Here is a 16,005-nt window from a genome sequence, read left to right as displayed (position 1 = left end):
CCGTAACCCTGTGCACCAACGACACGGCTTGATGCACGGGGTAACATGGCAACGATCGAACTCAGCGCCATCAGGAAATCCTTCGACGGCACGGAAATTCTGAAGGGCGTCGACCTCAGGATCGAGGATGGCGAGTTCATCTCGCTGGTCGGTCCGTCCGGCTGCGGCAAATCAACGCTGCTGCGCGTGATCGCAGGTCTCGAGCCGCAGAACGCGGGCGAGGTCAGGATCGATGGCGTCGCTGCCGACGGGATCAGGCCGAGCGCGCGCAATCTCGCGATGGTGTTCCAGTCCTACGCGCTCTATCCGCACTTGAGCGCGTTCGACAACATCGCGGTGCCCTTGCGCATGCGGCGCCTCTCGGCGATCGAACGCCTGCCCCTCCTCGGCGCGCTGCTGCCGAGCCGGCGCCGCAAGGAACGCGGCATCCGCGAGGATGTGGCAAAAGTCGCCGAACAGCTCGAAATCGCGCATTTGCTCGCTCGCAAGCCGGCGCAATTGTCGGGCGGGCAGCGGCAGCGCATCGCGGTCGGACGCGCCATCGTGCGCCAGCCGGTGGCCTTCCTGTTCGACGAGCCGCTGTCCAACCTCGACGCCAAGCTGCGCGTTCATATGCGCGCCGAGCTCGCGCAACTGCACCGGCGGCTGAACACCACCTTCGTCTACGTCACCCATGATCAGGCCGAGGCGATGACGATGTCGAGCCGGATCGCCGTGATGATCGGCGGCGAGCTGGTGCAGGTCGGCACGCCCACCGACATCTACGACAACCCGCGCGATATCCGCGTCGCCGAATTCGTCGGCAGCCCGAAGATCAACATCCTGCCCGGACGGATCCGCGACGACGGCCGCGTCGAGGCGCTCGGTATCGCATTGCGATTGACGAGCCCTACCGCGCCGGGCCCCTGTCGGATCGGCGTGCGCCCCGAGCGGATCGAGCTCGGCGGCGGGCCGTTCTCCGGCCACGTCGTACACGTCGAGAACATGGGCTCGGAAGCGTTCGTGCATCTCGGCATCAATGGCAGCGACGCGCGTCTCGTGGCGCGTATCGACGACCCGAGACGATTGCCGCCGATCGCAACCCCGGTCTCATTCGGCTTCGCGACGGATGCCGTGCGCGCCTTCAACGCCGAGGGCAAACGGATCGAGGTCGAGATCGAGCACACCGAGCGCGTGCGGGAGCGGGCCATTGTCTGACGCCGCAACGATCGACACTACCGCCGTCGCCGCGCCGGCGGCGAGCGCAGCCCTGCGCAAACGCGACCACCGCGCATCGACGGCCTACGGCCTGGTCGCGCCGGCTTTCACGCTGATGCTGCTCATGCTGCTCGGCCCGCTCGCGAGCGTGATCGCGCTCTCCTTCACCGACTATCAGCTCGGCGCTCCCGCCTTCTCCTGGATCGGCCTTGCCAACTACCAGGACATGTTCGCCGACAGAGTGTTCTGGATCTCGCTGCGCAACACGCTGACCTATGTCGTGATCGTGGTGCCCGGCGCGGTGACGCTCGGGCTCGGCATCGCGCTTCTGATCGAAAGCGGCACCAGCCTGCGCAGCCTCTATCGCACCATCTATTTCCTGCCGGTCATGGCGACACTGATCGCGATGGCCGTGGTCTGGGAGTTCATGCTGCATCCGCAGTTCGGCCTGGTGAACGGGCTGTTGCGCGGCGCCGGGCTGCCGGCCTTTAGCTGGCTGCAGGACCGCGGCACCGCGCTCTATGCGCTCTGCGCGATCGGCATCTGGCAGGCGGTCGGCTTCAACATGGTGCTGTTCCTTGCCGGCCTGGTGTCGATCCCGAAGCAGCTCTACGAGGCCGCCGAGATCGATGGCGCCGCCAGCGCCTGGGCGCGGTTTCGCCTGGTGACCTGGCCGATGGTCGTCACCGGGCCGAGCACCAAGGGCGGGCCGTCGAAATCCACGGAGGTGCTGATCCACACCATGTACACTGAGGGATTCGAGTTCTTCCGCTCAGGCTACGGCGCCGCGCTCACAGTCGTGTTCCTGGTCTTCGTCCTCCTGCTCACCTTGATCAAAGCGAGGCTCGCCGATCGCGGCGTGCAATACGCATGAACAGTATCCGCACCATTCCGCTCTGGCCCGCCATCCGCCATTTGCTCCTGATCGCGGGCGCCGTGGTGCTGCTTGCCCCGTTCATCTGGATGATTTCCACGGCCTCAAAACCGCCGGAGGAAGTGTTCTCCAGCGAGCTGCACCTGATCCCGCATCATTTCGCGCTGTGGGACAATCTGAAGATCGCATTCGCCAAGGCCAATCTCTGGCGTTTCCTGCTCAACGGCGTGATCGTCACCATCTCGATCTTCGTGCTGCAGGTGCTGATCGCGCTGCCCGCCGCCTATGCGCTGGCGAAGCTGCGTTTCCTCGGCCGCGACACGCTGTTCGCGCTGGTGCTGTTCGGAATCCTGATTCCGCCGCAGGCCACTGCGATCCCGGTGTTCCTGCTGCTGCATAAGCTCGGCCTGCTCGACAGCTATGCGGCGCTCGTGCTGCCGTTCACGGTTTCTGTGTTCGGCATCTTCCTGATGCGCCAGTTCTTCAAGTCGGTCCCCGACGATCTCGTGGACGCGGCGCGCATGGACGGCATCTCCGAGTTCGGCATCGTCTGGCGTGTGATGCTGCCTGCCGCGATCCCCGCGGTCACCGCCTTCGGCATCTTCTCCGTGGTCGCGCACTGGAACGACTATTTCTGGCCGCTCATCGTGCTCAACAGCGAGCAACTGCGCACCCCGCCGCTGGCGGCGGCGCATTTCCGCAACAACGAGGCCGGCACCAATTACGGCCCGCTGATGGCGGCCGCGATGGTGATCATCGCGCCGCTCCTGATCGCCTTCCTGCTCGCGCAGCGTCGCTTCATCGAAGGCATCACGCTGACCGGAATCAAATAACGCCGTCACCTCAAACAGGAGCCTGTCCTATGCTGAAATCGTGGATCGCCGCAGCCGTGCTGTCGCTTGCCGCCAGCGCGTCGCTGGCACAAACGCAGACCGAGATCGTGCTGCAATATCCGTATCCGGAACTGTTCGCCGAGACTCACAAGCGCATTGCCGAAGAGTTCGCCAAGGAGCGGCCGGACATCAAGATCACGCTGCGCGCACCTTACGAATCCTATGAGGACGCTACCCAGAAGGTGCTGCGCGAAGCGGTCACGAACCAGATGCCCGACGTCACCTTCCAGGGCCTGAACCGCATCCGCGTGCTCGTCGACAAGAACATCCCGGCCCAGCTCGACGACTACATCGCCGCCGAGAAGGATTTTGACCGCAAGGGTTTCCACCAGGCGATGTTCGACATCGGCACCGCCAGCGGCAAGATCTATGCCCTGCCCTTCGCGATCTCGCTGCCGATCGTCTATGTCAATCTCGACCTGTTGAAGGAGGCCGGCGGCGATCCCAACAACCTGCCGAAGACCTGGGACGAGCTGATCGCACAAGCGAAGAAGATCAAGGCGCTCGGCCCTGACATCAACGGCGTGACCTATGTCTGGGACATCACCGGCAACTGGCTGTGGCAGGCTCCGGTGTTCGCGCGCGGCGGCACCATGCTGAATACCGACGAGACCAAAGTCGCCTTCGACGGTCCCGAAGGGCAGTTCGCGATCCGCATGCTCGCCCGCCTCGTCAATGAAGGCGGCATGCCGAACCTCGACCAGCCCGCGATGCGCGCGGCCTTTGCCGCCGGCAAGACCGGTTTCCACATCACCTCGACCTCCGATCTGAACAAGGTCACCCAGATGATCGGCGGCAAGTTCGAGCTCAAGACCCACACCTTCCCCGACGTCGCATCGCCGAACGGACGCCTGCCGGCGGGCGGCAATGTCGTGATGATCCTGTCCAAGGACAAAGCCAAGCGCGAGGCGGCATGGGAAGTCGTGAAGTTCTGGGCCGGTCCGAAGGGCGCGGCGATCATGGCCGAGACCACCGGCTACATGCCCGCCAACAAAGTCGCCAACGAAGTCTACCTGAAGGACTTCTATAGCAAGAACCCGAACAACTACACTGCAGTGAGCCAGATGGCGCTGCTCACCAAGTGGTACGCGTTCCCCGGCGATAACGGCCTCAAGATCACGGACGTGATCAAGGACCACATGAACTCGATCATCAGCGGCGCGCGCTCCAAGGAGGCCGATGCCGTGCTCTCCGAGATGACCGCCGACGTGCAGAAGCTGCTGCCGAAGACATCAGGCGCGGCGCGCTAAAGCATGATCCGGAAAAGTGTGAAGCGGTTTTCCCTCGCGACAAACGCGGAGCGTTTGCGCGGAGATCATGCTCAAACAATAGCCTAAAGCGCGATGATGATTCATCCTCATCTCATCGCGCTTTAGGACCTTTCGAAACCCGCTGCGGGGCGTATCATGCGCCTCGCAGCTCATTTTGCGGAGCGCCCCCAATGAAACTCATCCATATGAGCGATATCCACCTGACTGCGCCGGGCTCGACCATCGGTGGCCGCGATCCGCGGAAGAACTTTGAACGCGCGCTGACCCACATCCTCAGGGATCACCATGATGCCGAACTGATGGTGATCACCGGCGACCTTTCGGATTGGGGCGACCGCGACGACTATCGGTGGCTGAAGCAACGCCTTGAGCAGTTCCCGATCCCGGTGCGGCTGTGCATCGGCAACCACGACAACCGCGCCAACTTCCTCAGCGTGTTTCCCGACCTCGCTGGAGAAGGCGGCTTCGTGCAGGGCGTCCATGATTTGCCCGCCGCGCGCTGCCTGTTCCTCGACACTGCCCAACCGGAAACGCACGCCGGCCGCTATTGCGACGAACGGCTCGGCTGGCTCGCGGCGCGGCTTGCTGAGCATGACGGACCGTTCCTGCTCTTCATGCATCACAACCCGATGCCGACGCATATTGCGCCGCTCGATCAGATCCGTCTGCTCGATGACGCCGCCTTCCGCCGATTGGTGGCGCGGCATCGCGAGCAAATCCGGCATATCTTCTTCGGCCATTGCCACCTGCCGCTCGCGGGATCGGTCGCCGGCATTCCCGTCTCCTCGCTGCGCGGCACCAACCATGCGAGCTATCCGCTGTTCGCCGAAACAGAGGTCCTGTGCGCGTCGGATCTGCCTGAAGCCTACGGCGTTGTGTTCTTGGGCGAGGATTACGTCACCGTACACATGGTGGAATTCGGCTACGACGGTCCGCTCCGCATCGAGGGTTCGCCCGACTATCAGACCTGGAACCGGGAGACCATGGTGCGATGAAGTTTGTCGTCCTGACCGATACCCATTTCGTCGCTAGCGGCCGCAGGATCTACGGTCTCGATCCGGCGGAGCGGCTCGCGGCCGCGATCACCTGCATCAACCGTGACCATCCCGACCTTGCCTTCGTCATCGTCACCGGCGACCTCGCCCATTGGGGCGAGGACGCGGCTTACGAGCATCTTGCCAACGTGCTGGCGCGCCTGAACGCGCCGACCATCCTGATGATGGGCAATCACGACCGCCGCGATACGTTCGGCCGCTATTTTCCTGGCGTTGTCAGAGACGGCGACGGCTTTGTGCAATCCATGCAGGTGTTCGACGCCGCGACCATCGTCGCCCTCGACACGTTGAACGAGGCGGCTCCGAACCATGAGGGCCTGCTCTGCGAGCGCCGCCTCGCCTTCCTCGAGCATGCGCTGACCTCAGCGCCGAACGACCGTCCGCTGCTCTTATTCCAGCATCACCCGCCGTTCGACACCGGCCTGCGCTACATGGACACCATTCGCCTTGCGAATCCGGACGCCGAGTGGGAGGTGATCGCGCGCACGCGCCGGCCGGACTACCTGTTCATGGGCCATCTACACCGGCCGATCGCAGGACTCTGGAATGGCGTCCCCTTCCACATCCAGCGCGCGCTGGCGCACCAGGTCGCATTTGACCTCGATACCGAGGGCCACATTCCCGGCTCGCACGAGGCGCCGGACTATTCGCATGTCACGGTGAGCAGTGGACAGATCGTGATCCACCAATGCTCGTTCATGTATGTCGGGCCGAGGTTCTCGCTGCACGACAAGGCGGCGCTGAATGGGGCTCTGGGGTAGACGATTTGCTTTCCTTCACCTCCACGCTCGCGGGGTGCAGTTCGTAGCCCGGGTGAAGCGAACGCGTAACCCGGGACATCAGCATCAGCGTTCCGCGCGGCCCCGGGTTACGCTGGCGCTCCACCCGGGCTACAGTTACTGCATCACTCCGCAGCCTTCGCCTGCGGCGGTGGCGTGGCGGTGCCGCGCAATTTCTCCGACAGGTTGATCAGGAACATTGCGGTCGGCCGGAGGATGAAGAGGTCGGCGACGAGGGCTGCGATCATCGAGAAGGCGGAGAGCCAGCCGAACAGGCGCAGCGACGGCAGGTCGGAGAACACGGTCACCACCAGGCCGCAGGCCAGCACCACCGTGGTCAGGATCAGCGCGGGTCCGACCAGCACGGTCGCGCGCTCCACCGCGAGCGCGGCGCTGATGCCGGGCTTGCGCTCGAGCCTCAAGCGATTGAGGAAGTGGATGGTCGCGGAGAGGCCGAGGCCGAACGATACCGTCAGCGCCACCACGCTCGCAAACTGCAGGCCTTCGCCGAGCAGCCACAACACCGTGCCCGACAGCACCACCGGGAAGATGCCCGGCAGGATGCAGGAGAACATCACGACGACGGAGCGGAAGGCGAGCCCGATGAAGATCGCGACCAGGGCGAACTCGATCGTCAGCCCGTGGTTGAGCTTCTCGATCATGCTGGCGCTGTTGCGCGCGGCGATCGCCGACAGCCCGGTGACGGCGATCTCGTAGCCGGGATGTTCGGCGCGCGCCTTGTCGAGCGCGTGATCGAGCTTGTCGACCACCGGCAGGATCTCGCTTGAATCGAGATCGGGCACGCGACCGGACACCACCACGGCATCCTGATTTGCGGAGATGAAGCGCCGCACCAGATGTTCGGGGATGACGCTGACATATTCCTTCAGCGTCGCCACGTCGGTTGCACCCGCCTTCTCGGCGAGCCAGCGGCGCAGCGTTTCCAGCGACCAGACGTTGCCGACGCCGGCCGCGCCTTCGACCGTGGAGTGAACCTCAGCGATCACCTTCAAGGTCTCGGGCGCGTAGAGCGAAGCGCCCTTCGGGAATTCGATCAGGACGTCGATCGGATTGGCGCCGGTCAGCTTGGCGTCAAGCCGATTGCTGGCCTCGACCGCCTGCTGCTTGTTCGGCACCTGGTCGGCCAGCCGATAGCGCGGCTCGAGATTGGCATAGATGATGCCGAGCCCGCCGACGAAGATCAGCGCGACCAGGCTGAACAGCCCGGGCCGGCTGACCATGCGGACCGCGATCCAGTAGCAGAAATTGCGCAGCGCCTGCACGCCGGCATCGGCGCTCTGGAACTTGACCGCGAAGATGCGCTCGTTGCGCACGAACAATACGCCGAATACCGGCACCAGCGACAACACCGCGAGCAGCGCGATGATGGTGGCGGCCAAGCCCGCCTCGCCGAATTTGCGGATCAGGTCGGAATCGGAGAACTGCAGCGCGATAAAGGAAATGCCGGCGGTCGCGTGCGTCAGCACGCAGGCCGGCCCCACCACCCGCACGGCATTGGTGAACGCGCTCAATTTGTCCTGCCCTGCGATCAGCCGGTCGCGCGCCGCGAAGGTGAGCTGCATCGAGTCGGAGAAGCTGATCACCATGATGAGCGGCGTCATCACGTTCAGGAACATGTTGAGATTGAAATTGGCCCAGCCGAGGGCGCCGAGCGCGAGCAGGATCGCGATCATCGGCGGGAATGCCGCCACCACCATGAAGGAGATCTTGCGGAAGAAGATGATCGCGATGATGCAGCCGGCAAGGATGCCGAGGACGTTGTAGGTCAACCCGTCGCGTTCGACCGCGTTGCGGATCTCGAGCTGCATCACCGGCACGCCGGAGAGCTGGGCATTGAGGCCGCTGCCGGAGAGATCGTCGGCCATCACCTTGCGGATCTCGCCGACTGCTGTGGTCAGCTTATTGCTCGAGACCACTTCGGGATCGAGCGACAGCACGACCAGGGCCAGCGTACCGTCCTCCGACAACAGCTTGCCGCGAATGATCTCGTTGGATTTCACCGTCTCGACGAACTTGTCGTAGGCGGCGCCTTCCGGCAGTTCATTGGGGAATAGCGCCGCCGGCAGTTTGCCGGGCTCCGGCGCCTGCCGCGCCGAGAACAGCGAGATCAGGCCGCGCACCCCGTCGACCAGTTGCAGGTCGGTGACCATGTCGCGCAATTTCTCGAGGTTGTCGCGCGCCAGCAGCGTCTTGCCCTCGACCACGACCAGCACGTCGAACTCGGTCGCCGGGAAGCGCTTCGTCACCTCCTCATATTGCTTGTAGTCCTTGGTGTTGGAACGGAACAGTTGCGACAGCGAATCGTCGATCTTGATTCGCTGGACGCCGAACACGGCCGCGATCATCAGCGCGACCAGGACGATCAGCGAGACGACCGGCGCCTTGACCGCGATCAGCCCGATGCGCTCCAGCCCGAAAGCGATACTGGCCCCCTGCGGCGGCTCCTCGACCTTTCCGACGTGGACCTGACTTTCGGAATTCTTTTCGAGCATGCCCTGTCCAGTTCTGAAATCGGCGCGAATTGTCTAGCTTGGGTTTTCCGGGCGTGCACAACGCTCTACGGTCGCTTCCAATCGGGGCTAGCCCTTGAAAATACGGAAGTATTGACCGTCGCCGGTTTTACAGGCCCCTCCGGCGCCTCGCAAGCACAAGGGAGAGGTCAAATCAGCGTGTGCGGTACAAAAATCGCCATTAAGTATCTGATTTGTCACAGCGCACGAACGGATCGGACTGAAGCAGTCCCGCTCTCATCTCTTTGTTCGAACGTGATCTTTTCGGAAGGCCGGTCCCGCCTCCCCGATCGTCAGCTCAGGACGCGCCGAGCTGCGGCGGAATGCCTCCGCTCTCGTCCTTCAAGGCAACGCCGGTGACTTCGCGGCTCAGTCCCTCGCGGACCAGCCACGCGATTCGGTATGCCGCTTCCGCGTAGGTGAGGCCCGCGCGGTGAATGTTGGAGATGCAGTTGCGTTCCGCATCGGTGCGGCCGATCCGCGGCGCGAAGGTCAGGTAAGCGCCGAGGCTGTCGGGCGCGGACAGGCCGGGCCGCTCGCCAATCAGCACCAGGACCATGCGCGCGTTGAGAAGCGCGCCGATTTCGTCGCCCAGCGCAACCCGCGCGCCCGACGCGATCACGGTCCCGCCGATATCAATCCGGCCGGCCGCAAGCTGCGGCAATAGATGGCGTACCAGTTCGACCGCATGGACATTGACCGCGGTCGGCGACAGGCCATCGCCGATCACAAGAGCGAGTTGGCTGGGCGTGCTGCCGTGGCTCTCCAAGGCGCGCCGCGATTCGGGATCGAGCATGCGTCCCAGGTCGGGACGCCTGAGGTAGTCGCGGCGATCGCCCGCCTGGCTCGATACCTGAATCGGCTGCAGGCCGAGTTCGTTCAATCCCGCAATGAGGCCATTGAGATCGAAAGCCGCATGAACGGCATCGCGCGCACGGGCATGGTCGAGCGTGAAGCTCAGCAGCGCCTCGGTCGGCAGGCTGGAGCCGGAACGGCCGAGCCCGACGCGCGCCGGCGTCAATGCCCGCAGGCGCGTCAGCGAAAGGGGCGGCTGCGCCGGTGGCTTCATTTCAGGCTACTCGGCGGGCACGGAAGCTTCGCGCAGCCGGATCGAATAGTTCGACGCGTTCTGCTGGCCGCTCGAGGCCGCACGCGCGAACGTGATCAGGTGATGCGCGATCATCGAAGATGCGATCAACCCCTCGATGTCGCCGCGGCGAAGCCGCCCGAGCGCGAACTTCCAGAACGTCCGCCTGTAGTCGCCGAGCACGCCGACCTGCCAGAAGATGTTGCGCAGCATGATCAACCCGCGCTTGATATTGGCCCAGCTCTTCCTTTCCGGGCTGACAGGCACCTTCACGCGGTGGGCGTAGGTGTAGTCGCATTGGTGCTCGTAGCGCGCGAACAGCTTTTCGGGCTCGTAGGCCACCTCCATGCACCGCTTCCAGGAGCTGATGACCTCATCATAGGGCAAAAGGAACTCGACGTTGGAGTCGCGGCTGTCGTCCTCGACCAGCCGTCCCTCGCGTTCGAGCCGATCCCAGAGCGGCGTCTTCGGCAGCGCCTGCAGCAGGTTGATCGTCAATAGCGGAATCCGGGATTCATCGACGAAAGCAAGCAGCGCGTCCGCGGTCTCGGGCTTGTCGGTGTCCAGGCCCATGATGATGCCGGAGACGACCTCCATGCCGTAGGAATTGATGGTCTGAACGCCTTCGAGGATCGGGACCATCATGTTGTGGTCCTTGTGCATCGCCTTCAGCGCGTCGGGATCGGGCGTCTCGATACCGCAGAAGATGGTGACGAAGTAGGCTTCGCGCATCTTCTCGAGGATCTCGGGGCGCTTGGCGATGTTCAGCGTCGCCTCGCAGGCGAGCCGGACGACGTAACCGGTCTTCTTCTGCCACTCGATCAGATGCGGCAACAAGTCCAGTGTTGCCTTGCGGTTGCCGATGAAATTGTCGTCGACGAAATAGACCGTGTCGGTCATGCCGCATTCGCGCAATCGGTCGAGCTCGGCGATGATCTGTTGCGGCGTCTTCAGGCGCGGGTTGCGGCCGTAGAGGCCGGGGATATCGCAGAACTCGCACTGATAGGGGCAGCCGCTGGAGAACTGGATGCTGCCGAGGAAATAGCGTCGTGTCTCCGCAAGCTCGTAGGCCGGGATCGGGAACTCCGTCATCGGCACACGGTCCATGGTCTTCAGAACCACCTGCTCAGGTGGGCGCGACGGATCGCGGGCGAGCCGCGCGATCAATTCATTGGTGGCGTCGCCGAGCTCGCCGACGTGGAGATAGTCGAACGACGGATAGTAGTCCGGGCAGGCGCTGACTGAGGGGCCGCCAAGGGCGACGGCAAGATCGAAGGCATGCGCCCGACGGCAAATGTCGTTCATGTGGTGGCGCTGGATGTGCATGCCGCTGACGAACACCGCCTCCGCCCACTCGAAATCTGCCTTGCTGGCGGGACGGATGTTCTCGTCGATGAAGCGGACCTGCCAGTTTTCCGGCAGATAGGCGGCGATCAGCAACAGCCCCTGTGGCGGCATGAAAGCCTTGACGCCGTCGGTCAAGGGATAGGCGTATTCGAACGTACCGAACGCCGATGTGTAGCGCGGGAAGACGCAGAGGATGCGTCGCGCCGTCTCGATGCCCTCAGCTCTCATCAAAACTTCCTCAAGACGAGCCTAAACCAAATGTAAGCACGGCATCGAACGCTGGGCCAGAAATTCTTCAAGATTGTGGCAGCGCACACGGGCAGGGAACGGCTCGTTGCCAAAGAGCACTGCGAGAGGGAACGCCGAGTTTCAGGCGATCAGCCGCGAGGCAAATTCGGGCAGCAGCCCTGCACGATCGGTAAGCCGGAAGTCGTTTCCCGCGAGCCCGGCGCGGAGCAGCCAGTCGTCGAATTCGGGCGCCCGCTTGAGACCGAAGACGTCCCGGATATAGAGCGCGTCGTGGAACGACGTCGACTGGTAGTTCAGCATGACATCGTCGGCGCCAGGTACCCCCATGATGAAGGTGACACCGGCCGCGGCCAGCAGCGTCAGGAGATTGTCCATGTCGTCCTGGTCGGCCTCGGCGTGGTTGGTGTAGCAGACGTCGACGCCGAGCGGCAGGCCGAGCAGCTTGCCGCAGAAATGATCCTCGAGGCCCGCGCGAATGATTTCCTTGCCGTCATAGAGATATTCCGGGCCGATAAAGCCGACCACGCTGTTCACGAGCAAAGGATCGAAAGCACGGGCGACCGCATAGGCTCTAGCCTCGCAGGTCTGCTGGTCGACGCCGTGATGGGCGCCCGCCGACAGCGCCGAGCCCTGCCCGGTCTCGAAATACATGACGTTGTCACCGACCGTGCCGCGGCGGAGCGACAGTCCCGCCTCGCGCGCTTCGCCGAGCAGCGCAAGATCGACACCGAAGCTGCGGTTGGCGGCTTCCGTTCCGGCGATCGACTGGAATACCAGATCGACCGGCAGGCCCTGCCCGATCAGCCCCAAGGTTGTCGTCACATGGGTCAGTACGCAACCCTGGGTCGGGACCGAAAGGCGCGTGATGATGTCGTCAAGCAGCCTGAGCAGGCCGCCGATGACATTGGGATCGTCGCTCGCCGGATTGATGCCGATGCAGGCGTCGCCCGATCCGAGCAGGAGGCCATCGAGGATCGAGGCGGTGATGCCCCTGACGTCGTCAAAGGGATGGTTGGGCTGCAGCCGCGTGCTCATCTGGCCGCGCAACCCGATGGTGTTGCGGAAGCGGGTCGTCACCTCGCATTTCTTCGCAGCCAGGATCAGGTCCTGGTTGCGCATCAGTTTCGACACTGCGGCCGCCATTTCCGGCGTGATGCCGCGGGACAGCTTCTGCAGCGCATCGGTGCTCGCGGCATCCGACAACAGCCAGTCGCGAAAGCCACCGACGGTCAGTGACGAGATGACGGCAAAGGCTGCGGCATCATGGGTGTCGAGGATCAGGCGGGTGACCTCGTCGTCCTCGTAGGGGATGACCGCCTCGTTCAGGAACTGCTTCAGCGGCACATCGGCGAGCGCGACCCGCGCCGCGATCGTCTCCTGCGCACTTCCGGCCGCGATCCCGGCAAGGCGGTCGCCGGAGCGCGGCGGCGTGGCCTTGGCGAGCAGGTCGCGCAGATCGCCGAATACGTAAGAGGTGGCACCGATGACGTGGCGATAGACCATGAGGGATTCCCGCGCGCCGGCCGCGCTTCATTGGATCAACAGTCTATCACCATGCAAGAACCGGTGCCGACCGGCTATCCGGCCCGGTCCCACCTGGGCTACCTCGCCACCGGATGCAATGCGGGAAACTTCGCGCATTAAGAAATTGTCCACCAAAATTCAGGATGATTTTACCGGCCGTTGGTGCTCCCCGGCCCATCTGGAGTGCCCCGAATGGCTGAAATCATAACCTCTCCCCGCCCCATCCCTGTCCGCGCCATGGCGTCCCGGCGTTCCCTCGCTGCCAAGCTGTATGCGATCTTTGCACTGTTCGCGGTGCTGACCGCGGCCATCACCTTCCTGTCCGACCACAACAGCCGCCGGAACGCAGAGCTCACGGAGGCCGTGGAGACGGCGAGCCGCGCGGCGCTGAATGTCGAGCGGGTCAATTCGCTCGTCTATGCGGCGGTGATGGAATCCCGCGGCATCTACATGTCGACGGATCCGGCCACGGTGAAGAAATACGGCGATGGGCTGCTCAAGTTCAACGAGCGCATCCTCGCCTTGGTCAAGAACTGGGAGCAGATCGTCCAGGCCGACGATGCCGAGCAGTTCGCCAATTTCAAGAAGCGCATCGAGCAGTTCGTCGACTTTCGCAAGGAGCTCGCGCGCCGTGGCGTCGAGATCGGCGCCGCCGCGGGCCGCGAATGGGGCGACAATGACGCCAACCGTGACGTGCGCACGGCGCTGAACAAGGATCTGGAGGCGCTGTCGAAGGTCTATGCCGAACGCAGCAGGAAGCTGGCGCAGGAGACCGACGCCAACCGCACCATGGCGCTGGTGCTGACCGGCCTCGGCGGCCTGGCGCTGGTTCTGGTGGTGCTCGGCGTCCTGATCATTTCGCGCTCGGTCGTCCGCCCGCTTTCCGCGATCACCACCACGATCAGGCAGGTCGCGGCAGGCGAGGAGAACGTCGCAGTTCCCCACACTGGGCGCGGCGACGAGATCGGGGCGCTGGCGCGTGCGATCGAGATCTTCCGGGAGGCGATGCAGCGCAACCGCAACCTCAATTCCCAGGTGCTGCAGGAATCGCAGGCACGCGACGAGCGCTCCAGGCACATCGAAGCCTCTGTGGAAGCGTTCCGCGAGGCGATCGGCGCCGTGCTGCGCGCAGTCAACGACAATGCAGCCTCGATGCGCGATACCGCGCAGGCCATTGCCAGCGTCGCATCGGATGCCAGCGATCGCGCGGTGACGGCCGCCGGCGCCACCACGCAGGCCGCGGGCAATGTCTCCGCGGTCGCCAGCGCCGCCGAAGAACTGTCGGCCTCGGTGCAGGAGATCGGCCGCCAGGTCCGCCAGTCCGCCGGCGCGGTCGAACAGGCCGGCCAACGCACCGACAAATCGGTCGCCGAGATCGAAGGACTTGCCGCCGCGACCCAGCGCATCGACGGCGTGCTCACGCTGATCCGAGCGATCGCCGAGCAGACCAACCTGCTCGCGCTCAACGCCACCATCGAGGCCGCCCGCGCCGGTGACGCCGGCCGCGGCTTTGCCGTCGTTGCCCATGAGGTCAAGGCGCTGGCGGAACAGACGGCGAAAGCCACCGTCGACATCGGCGAGAATATCGGCATGATCCAGGCCTCGACGCGCAATTCGGTCGAGGCGGTGCGCGAGATCGGCAATGCCGTCCGCGAGATCAACGCCGTGACATCGAATATCGCAAGCGCCGTCGGCGAGCAGGATGCCGCGACGCGCGAAATCTCGATCAATGCGCAGGCGGCCGCGCAAGGCAATGATACGCTCGTGGTCAATATCGGCTCGCTCAGCGAAGCGATGGGAAAGACATCCGTTGCGGCCGAATCCGTGCTTGCCGCCTCCGGTGATTTGACCGCGACGGCGGAGACGCTGTCGCGCGAGGTCGAGAAATTCTTTCGTAATTTGCGCGCCGATCCGGTCAAGGGCGCGCGCAAGAGCGCCTGATCAATTCGCGCTTTGCTCGCCCACAATTCTGGGCAACAGCAGTTGAATGCGTGTGCCGCTGCCCACCTTGCTATCCAGCCTGATCCGTCCTCCCAGGCGCTCGGTCACGATGTTGTGGACGATGTGCAGGCCAAGGCCGGTCGCGCCTTCGTGGCGGCGGGTCGTGAAGAAGGGATCGAACGCCCGACGCCTGGTCCCGGCGCTCATCCCTGAGCCGTTGTCGGCGAACACCACCTCGACATGATCGGCTCCCGCGGCGCGCACGGTCAGATCGACGGCACCACGGCGGCCGTCCGGAAACGCGTGCGCAATGACATTGAACGCCAGATTCGTCAGGACCTGCCCGTAAGGACCGGGATGGCTGTTGATCCGAAGATTTGGCTCGCACCATGCATTCAATGAGATGCCGCGCTCCTGAAACTCGGGACGCAGGTTCGACAGGATCCGTCCCGTCAATTCACCAACATCGAATTCGCGTCGTTCGGATTGATCGTCGTCGGCTGCGACCTGCTTGAACGCGCTCACCAGTTCGGCCGCGCGATTGAGGTTCGTGACAAGCTGGTGCGATGCATCGTTGATCGCGTCGACGAACTCGGTCAGCGTCGAACGGCGGAGCCCGCCGCGCGCGGCTTCGGCCGCAAAGCGCTCGGTCCTGCGCTGAAGCGACGAAGCAACCGTCAGGCTGATGCCGACGGGATTGTTGACCTCGTGGGCAACGCCCGCGACCATCCGGCCAAGCGCAGCAAGCTTCTCGGCTTCAACCAGCGAAGCCTGGGCCTCTCGCAGATCTTGCAGCGCGGCCTCGGCCGCGTCGCGGGCCTGCCGAAGCGCCTGTTCGCTGCGCTTGCGCTCGGTGATCTCCTCCGCCGCGACGTTGATGGCGACGATCTGGCCGCTCGGCGCACGCAACGGGTGCCAATACGTCACCCAGAAACGCTCATCGACCTGATCGGCCCGTTGACCGGCGACTTCGACGCCGATCACCGGTTCGCCGGTCTCCATGATCGACTGCACGATCTGCTCGACCGAGTCGGCCAGCGCAGGCACGCAATCCCTGACGGAGCGTCCGAGATGATATTCGACGGACAATCCGCATATCTCGGTAAGACGTTGATTGATCTGCAGATACCGGCAGTCTGGAGACAGGCATGCAAGCCCGATCGGCGCCGTGTCATAGACCAGTTGCAGCGCCGGCTGCGGGAACAACATGACGGCCGCTGGTTCGCCCCCCGGCCTCGCATTTGCAGTATTCGACGC

The 16,005-nt window shown here is 64.1% G+C and carries 12 protein-coding genes; 7 read left to right on the top strand and 5 right to left on the bottom strand.

Going from position 1 to position 16,005, the window contains the following annotated elements:
* The first annotated feature begins 45 nt into the window (after positions 1–45).
* The 6 genes from ACZXDY_RS21195 (at position 46) to ACZXDY_RS21170 (ending at position 6,051) form a co-directional block, all read left to right on the top strand.
* On the top strand, positions 46–1,197 hold the full coding sequence (locus tag ACZXDY_RS21195) for an ABC transporter ATP-binding protein (protein WP_464346823.1): 1,152 nt from the start codon (positions 46–48) through the stop codon (positions 1,195–1,197).
* Positions 1,190–2,071, top strand: coding sequence for a carbohydrate ABC transporter permease (locus ACZXDY_RS21190; RefSeq protein ID WP_464346822.1), 882 nt, complete (start codon positions 1,190–1,192; stop codon positions 2,069–2,071). Before ACZXDY_RS21195 ends, ACZXDY_RS21190 begins: the two co-directional genes overlap by 8 nt.
* Positions 2,068–2,904 (top strand): carbohydrate ABC transporter permease, encoded by an 837-nt coding sequence (locus ACZXDY_RS21185; RefSeq protein WP_464346821.1) that lies wholly within the window; start codon positions 2,068–2,070, stop codon positions 2,902–2,904. Before ACZXDY_RS21190 ends, ACZXDY_RS21185 begins: the two co-directional genes overlap by 4 nt.
* A gap of 29 nt (positions 2,905–2,933) precedes the next feature.
* On the top strand, positions 2,934–4,214 hold the full coding sequence (locus tag ACZXDY_RS21180; protein WP_464346820.1) for an ABC transporter substrate-binding protein: 1,281 nt from the start codon (positions 2,934–2,936) through the stop codon (positions 4,212–4,214).
* Positions 4,215–4,405: 191 nt separating this feature from the next.
* Complete coding sequence (locus ACZXDY_RS21175; protein ID WP_464346819.1) at positions 4,406–5,230, top strand: phosphodiesterase; 825 nt, start codon at positions 4,406–4,408, stop codon at positions 5,228–5,230.
* Positions 5,227–6,051 (top strand): phosphodiesterase, encoded by an 825-nt coding sequence (locus tag ACZXDY_RS21170; RefSeq protein ID WP_464346818.1) that lies wholly within the window; start codon positions 5,227–5,229, stop codon positions 6,049–6,051. The genes ACZXDY_RS21175 and ACZXDY_RS21170 overlap by 4 nt, the downstream gene beginning before the upstream one ends.
* Before the next feature lie 143 nt (positions 6,052–6,194).
* Here ACZXDY_RS21170 and ACZXDY_RS21165 read toward each other — a convergent pair whose 3' ends face one another.
* The 4 genes from ACZXDY_RS21165 to ACZXDY_RS21150 all read right to left on the bottom strand — a co-directional run bounded on the left by ACZXDY_RS21165 (position 6,195) and on the right by ACZXDY_RS21150 (position 12,786).
* Positions 6,195–8,582 carry an efflux RND transporter permease subunit gene (locus ACZXDY_RS21165; protein ID WP_464346817.1) on the bottom strand — a complete coding sequence of 796 codons (2,388 nt, stop codon included), beginning with the start codon at positions 8,580–8,582 and terminating at the stop codon, positions 6,195–6,197.
* 316 nt (positions 8,583–8,898) lie between these two features.
* Entirely contained in the window at positions 8,899–9,669 is a 771-nt protein-coding gene (gene eutC, locus ACZXDY_RS21160; RefSeq protein WP_464346816.1) for an ethanolamine ammonia-lyase subunit EutC, read from the bottom strand.
* Between the two features lie 6 nt (positions 9,670–9,675).
* Positions 9,676–11,262 carry a B12-binding domain-containing radical SAM protein gene (locus ACZXDY_RS21155; RefSeq protein WP_028167187.1) on the bottom strand — a complete coding sequence of 529 codons (1,587 nt, stop codon included), beginning with the start codon at positions 11,260–11,262 and terminating at the stop codon, positions 9,676–9,678.
* A 141-nt stretch (positions 11,263–11,403) separates the two neighbouring features.
* Positions 11,404–12,786 carry an ethanolamine ammonia-lyase subunit EutB gene (locus ACZXDY_RS21150; protein ID WP_464346815.1) on the bottom strand — a complete coding sequence of 461 codons (1,383 nt, stop codon included), beginning with the start codon at positions 12,784–12,786 and terminating at the stop codon, positions 11,404–11,406.
* A gap of 213 nt (positions 12,787–12,999) precedes the next feature.
* Between ACZXDY_RS21150 and ACZXDY_RS21145 the strand changes: the two genes are divergently transcribed.
* Positions 13,000–14,748: a methyl-accepting chemotaxis protein gene (locus ACZXDY_RS21145; protein ID WP_464346814.1), complete on the top strand. Its 1,749-nt coding sequence runs from the start codon at positions 13,000–13,002 to the stop codon at positions 14,746–14,748.
* Here the strand turns inward: ACZXDY_RS21145 and ACZXDY_RS21140 are convergent, their stop codons facing one another.
* Positions 14,749–15,957, bottom strand: coding sequence for a sensor histidine kinase (locus ACZXDY_RS21140; RefSeq protein WP_464346813.1), 1,209 nt, complete (start codon positions 15,955–15,957; stop codon positions 14,749–14,751). It abuts the gene before it with no gap.
* Positions 15,958–16,005: the final 48 nt, after the last annotated feature.

It is taken from the genome of Bradyrhizobium sp. LeoB3, from assembly GCF_055456055.1.
Note: the sequence above shows the minus strand (reverse complement) of the source record. Positions and strands in the feature narration are given on the sequence as shown.

What these genes read in the sequence shown, in the direction of transcription:
- ACZXDY_RS21195 (WP_464346823.1), top strand. Translation starts at nt 46, where the DNA reads ATGGCAACGATCGAACTCAGCGCCATCAGGAAATCCTTCGACGGCACG.
- ACZXDY_RS21185 (WP_464346821.1), top strand. Translation starts at nt 2,068, where the DNA reads ATGAACAGTATCCGCACCATTCCGCTCTGGCCCGCCATCCGCCATTTG.
- ACZXDY_RS21180 (WP_464346820.1), top strand. Translation starts at nt 2,934, where the DNA reads ATGCTGAAATCGTGGATCGCCGCAGCCGTGCTGTCGCTTGCCGCCAGC.
- ACZXDY_RS21175 (WP_464346819.1), top strand. Translation starts at nt 4,406, where the DNA reads ATGAAACTCATCCATATGAGCGATATCCACCTGACTGCGCCGGGCTCG.
- ACZXDY_RS21170 (WP_464346818.1), top strand. Translation starts at nt 5,227, where the DNA reads ATGAAGTTTGTCGTCCTGACCGATACCCATTTCGTCGCTAGCGGCCGC.
- ACZXDY_RS21165 (WP_464346817.1), bottom strand. Translation starts at nt 8,582, where the DNA reads ATGCTCGAAAAGAATTCCGAAAGTCAGGTCCACGTCGGAAAGGTCGAG.
- eutC (WP_464346816.1), bottom strand. Translation starts at nt 9,669, where the DNA reads ATGAAGCCACCGGCGCAGCCGCCCCTTTCGCTGACGCGCCTGCGGGCA.
- ACZXDY_RS21155 (WP_028167187.1), bottom strand. Translation starts at nt 11,262, where the DNA reads ATGAGAGCTGAGGGCATCGAGACGGCGCGACGCATCCTCTGCGTCTTC.
- ACZXDY_RS21150 (WP_464346815.1), bottom strand. Translation starts at nt 12,786, where the DNA reads ATGGTCTATCGCCACGTCATCGGTGCCACCTCTTACGTATTCGGCGAT.
- ACZXDY_RS21145 (WP_464346814.1), top strand. Translation starts at nt 13,000, where the DNA reads ATGGCTGAAATCATAACCTCTCCCCGCCCCATCCCTGTCCGCGCCATG.
- ACZXDY_RS21140 (WP_464346813.1), bottom strand. Translation starts at nt 15,957, where the DNA reads ATGTTGTTCCCGCAGCCGGCGCTGCAACTGGTCTATGACACGGCGCCG.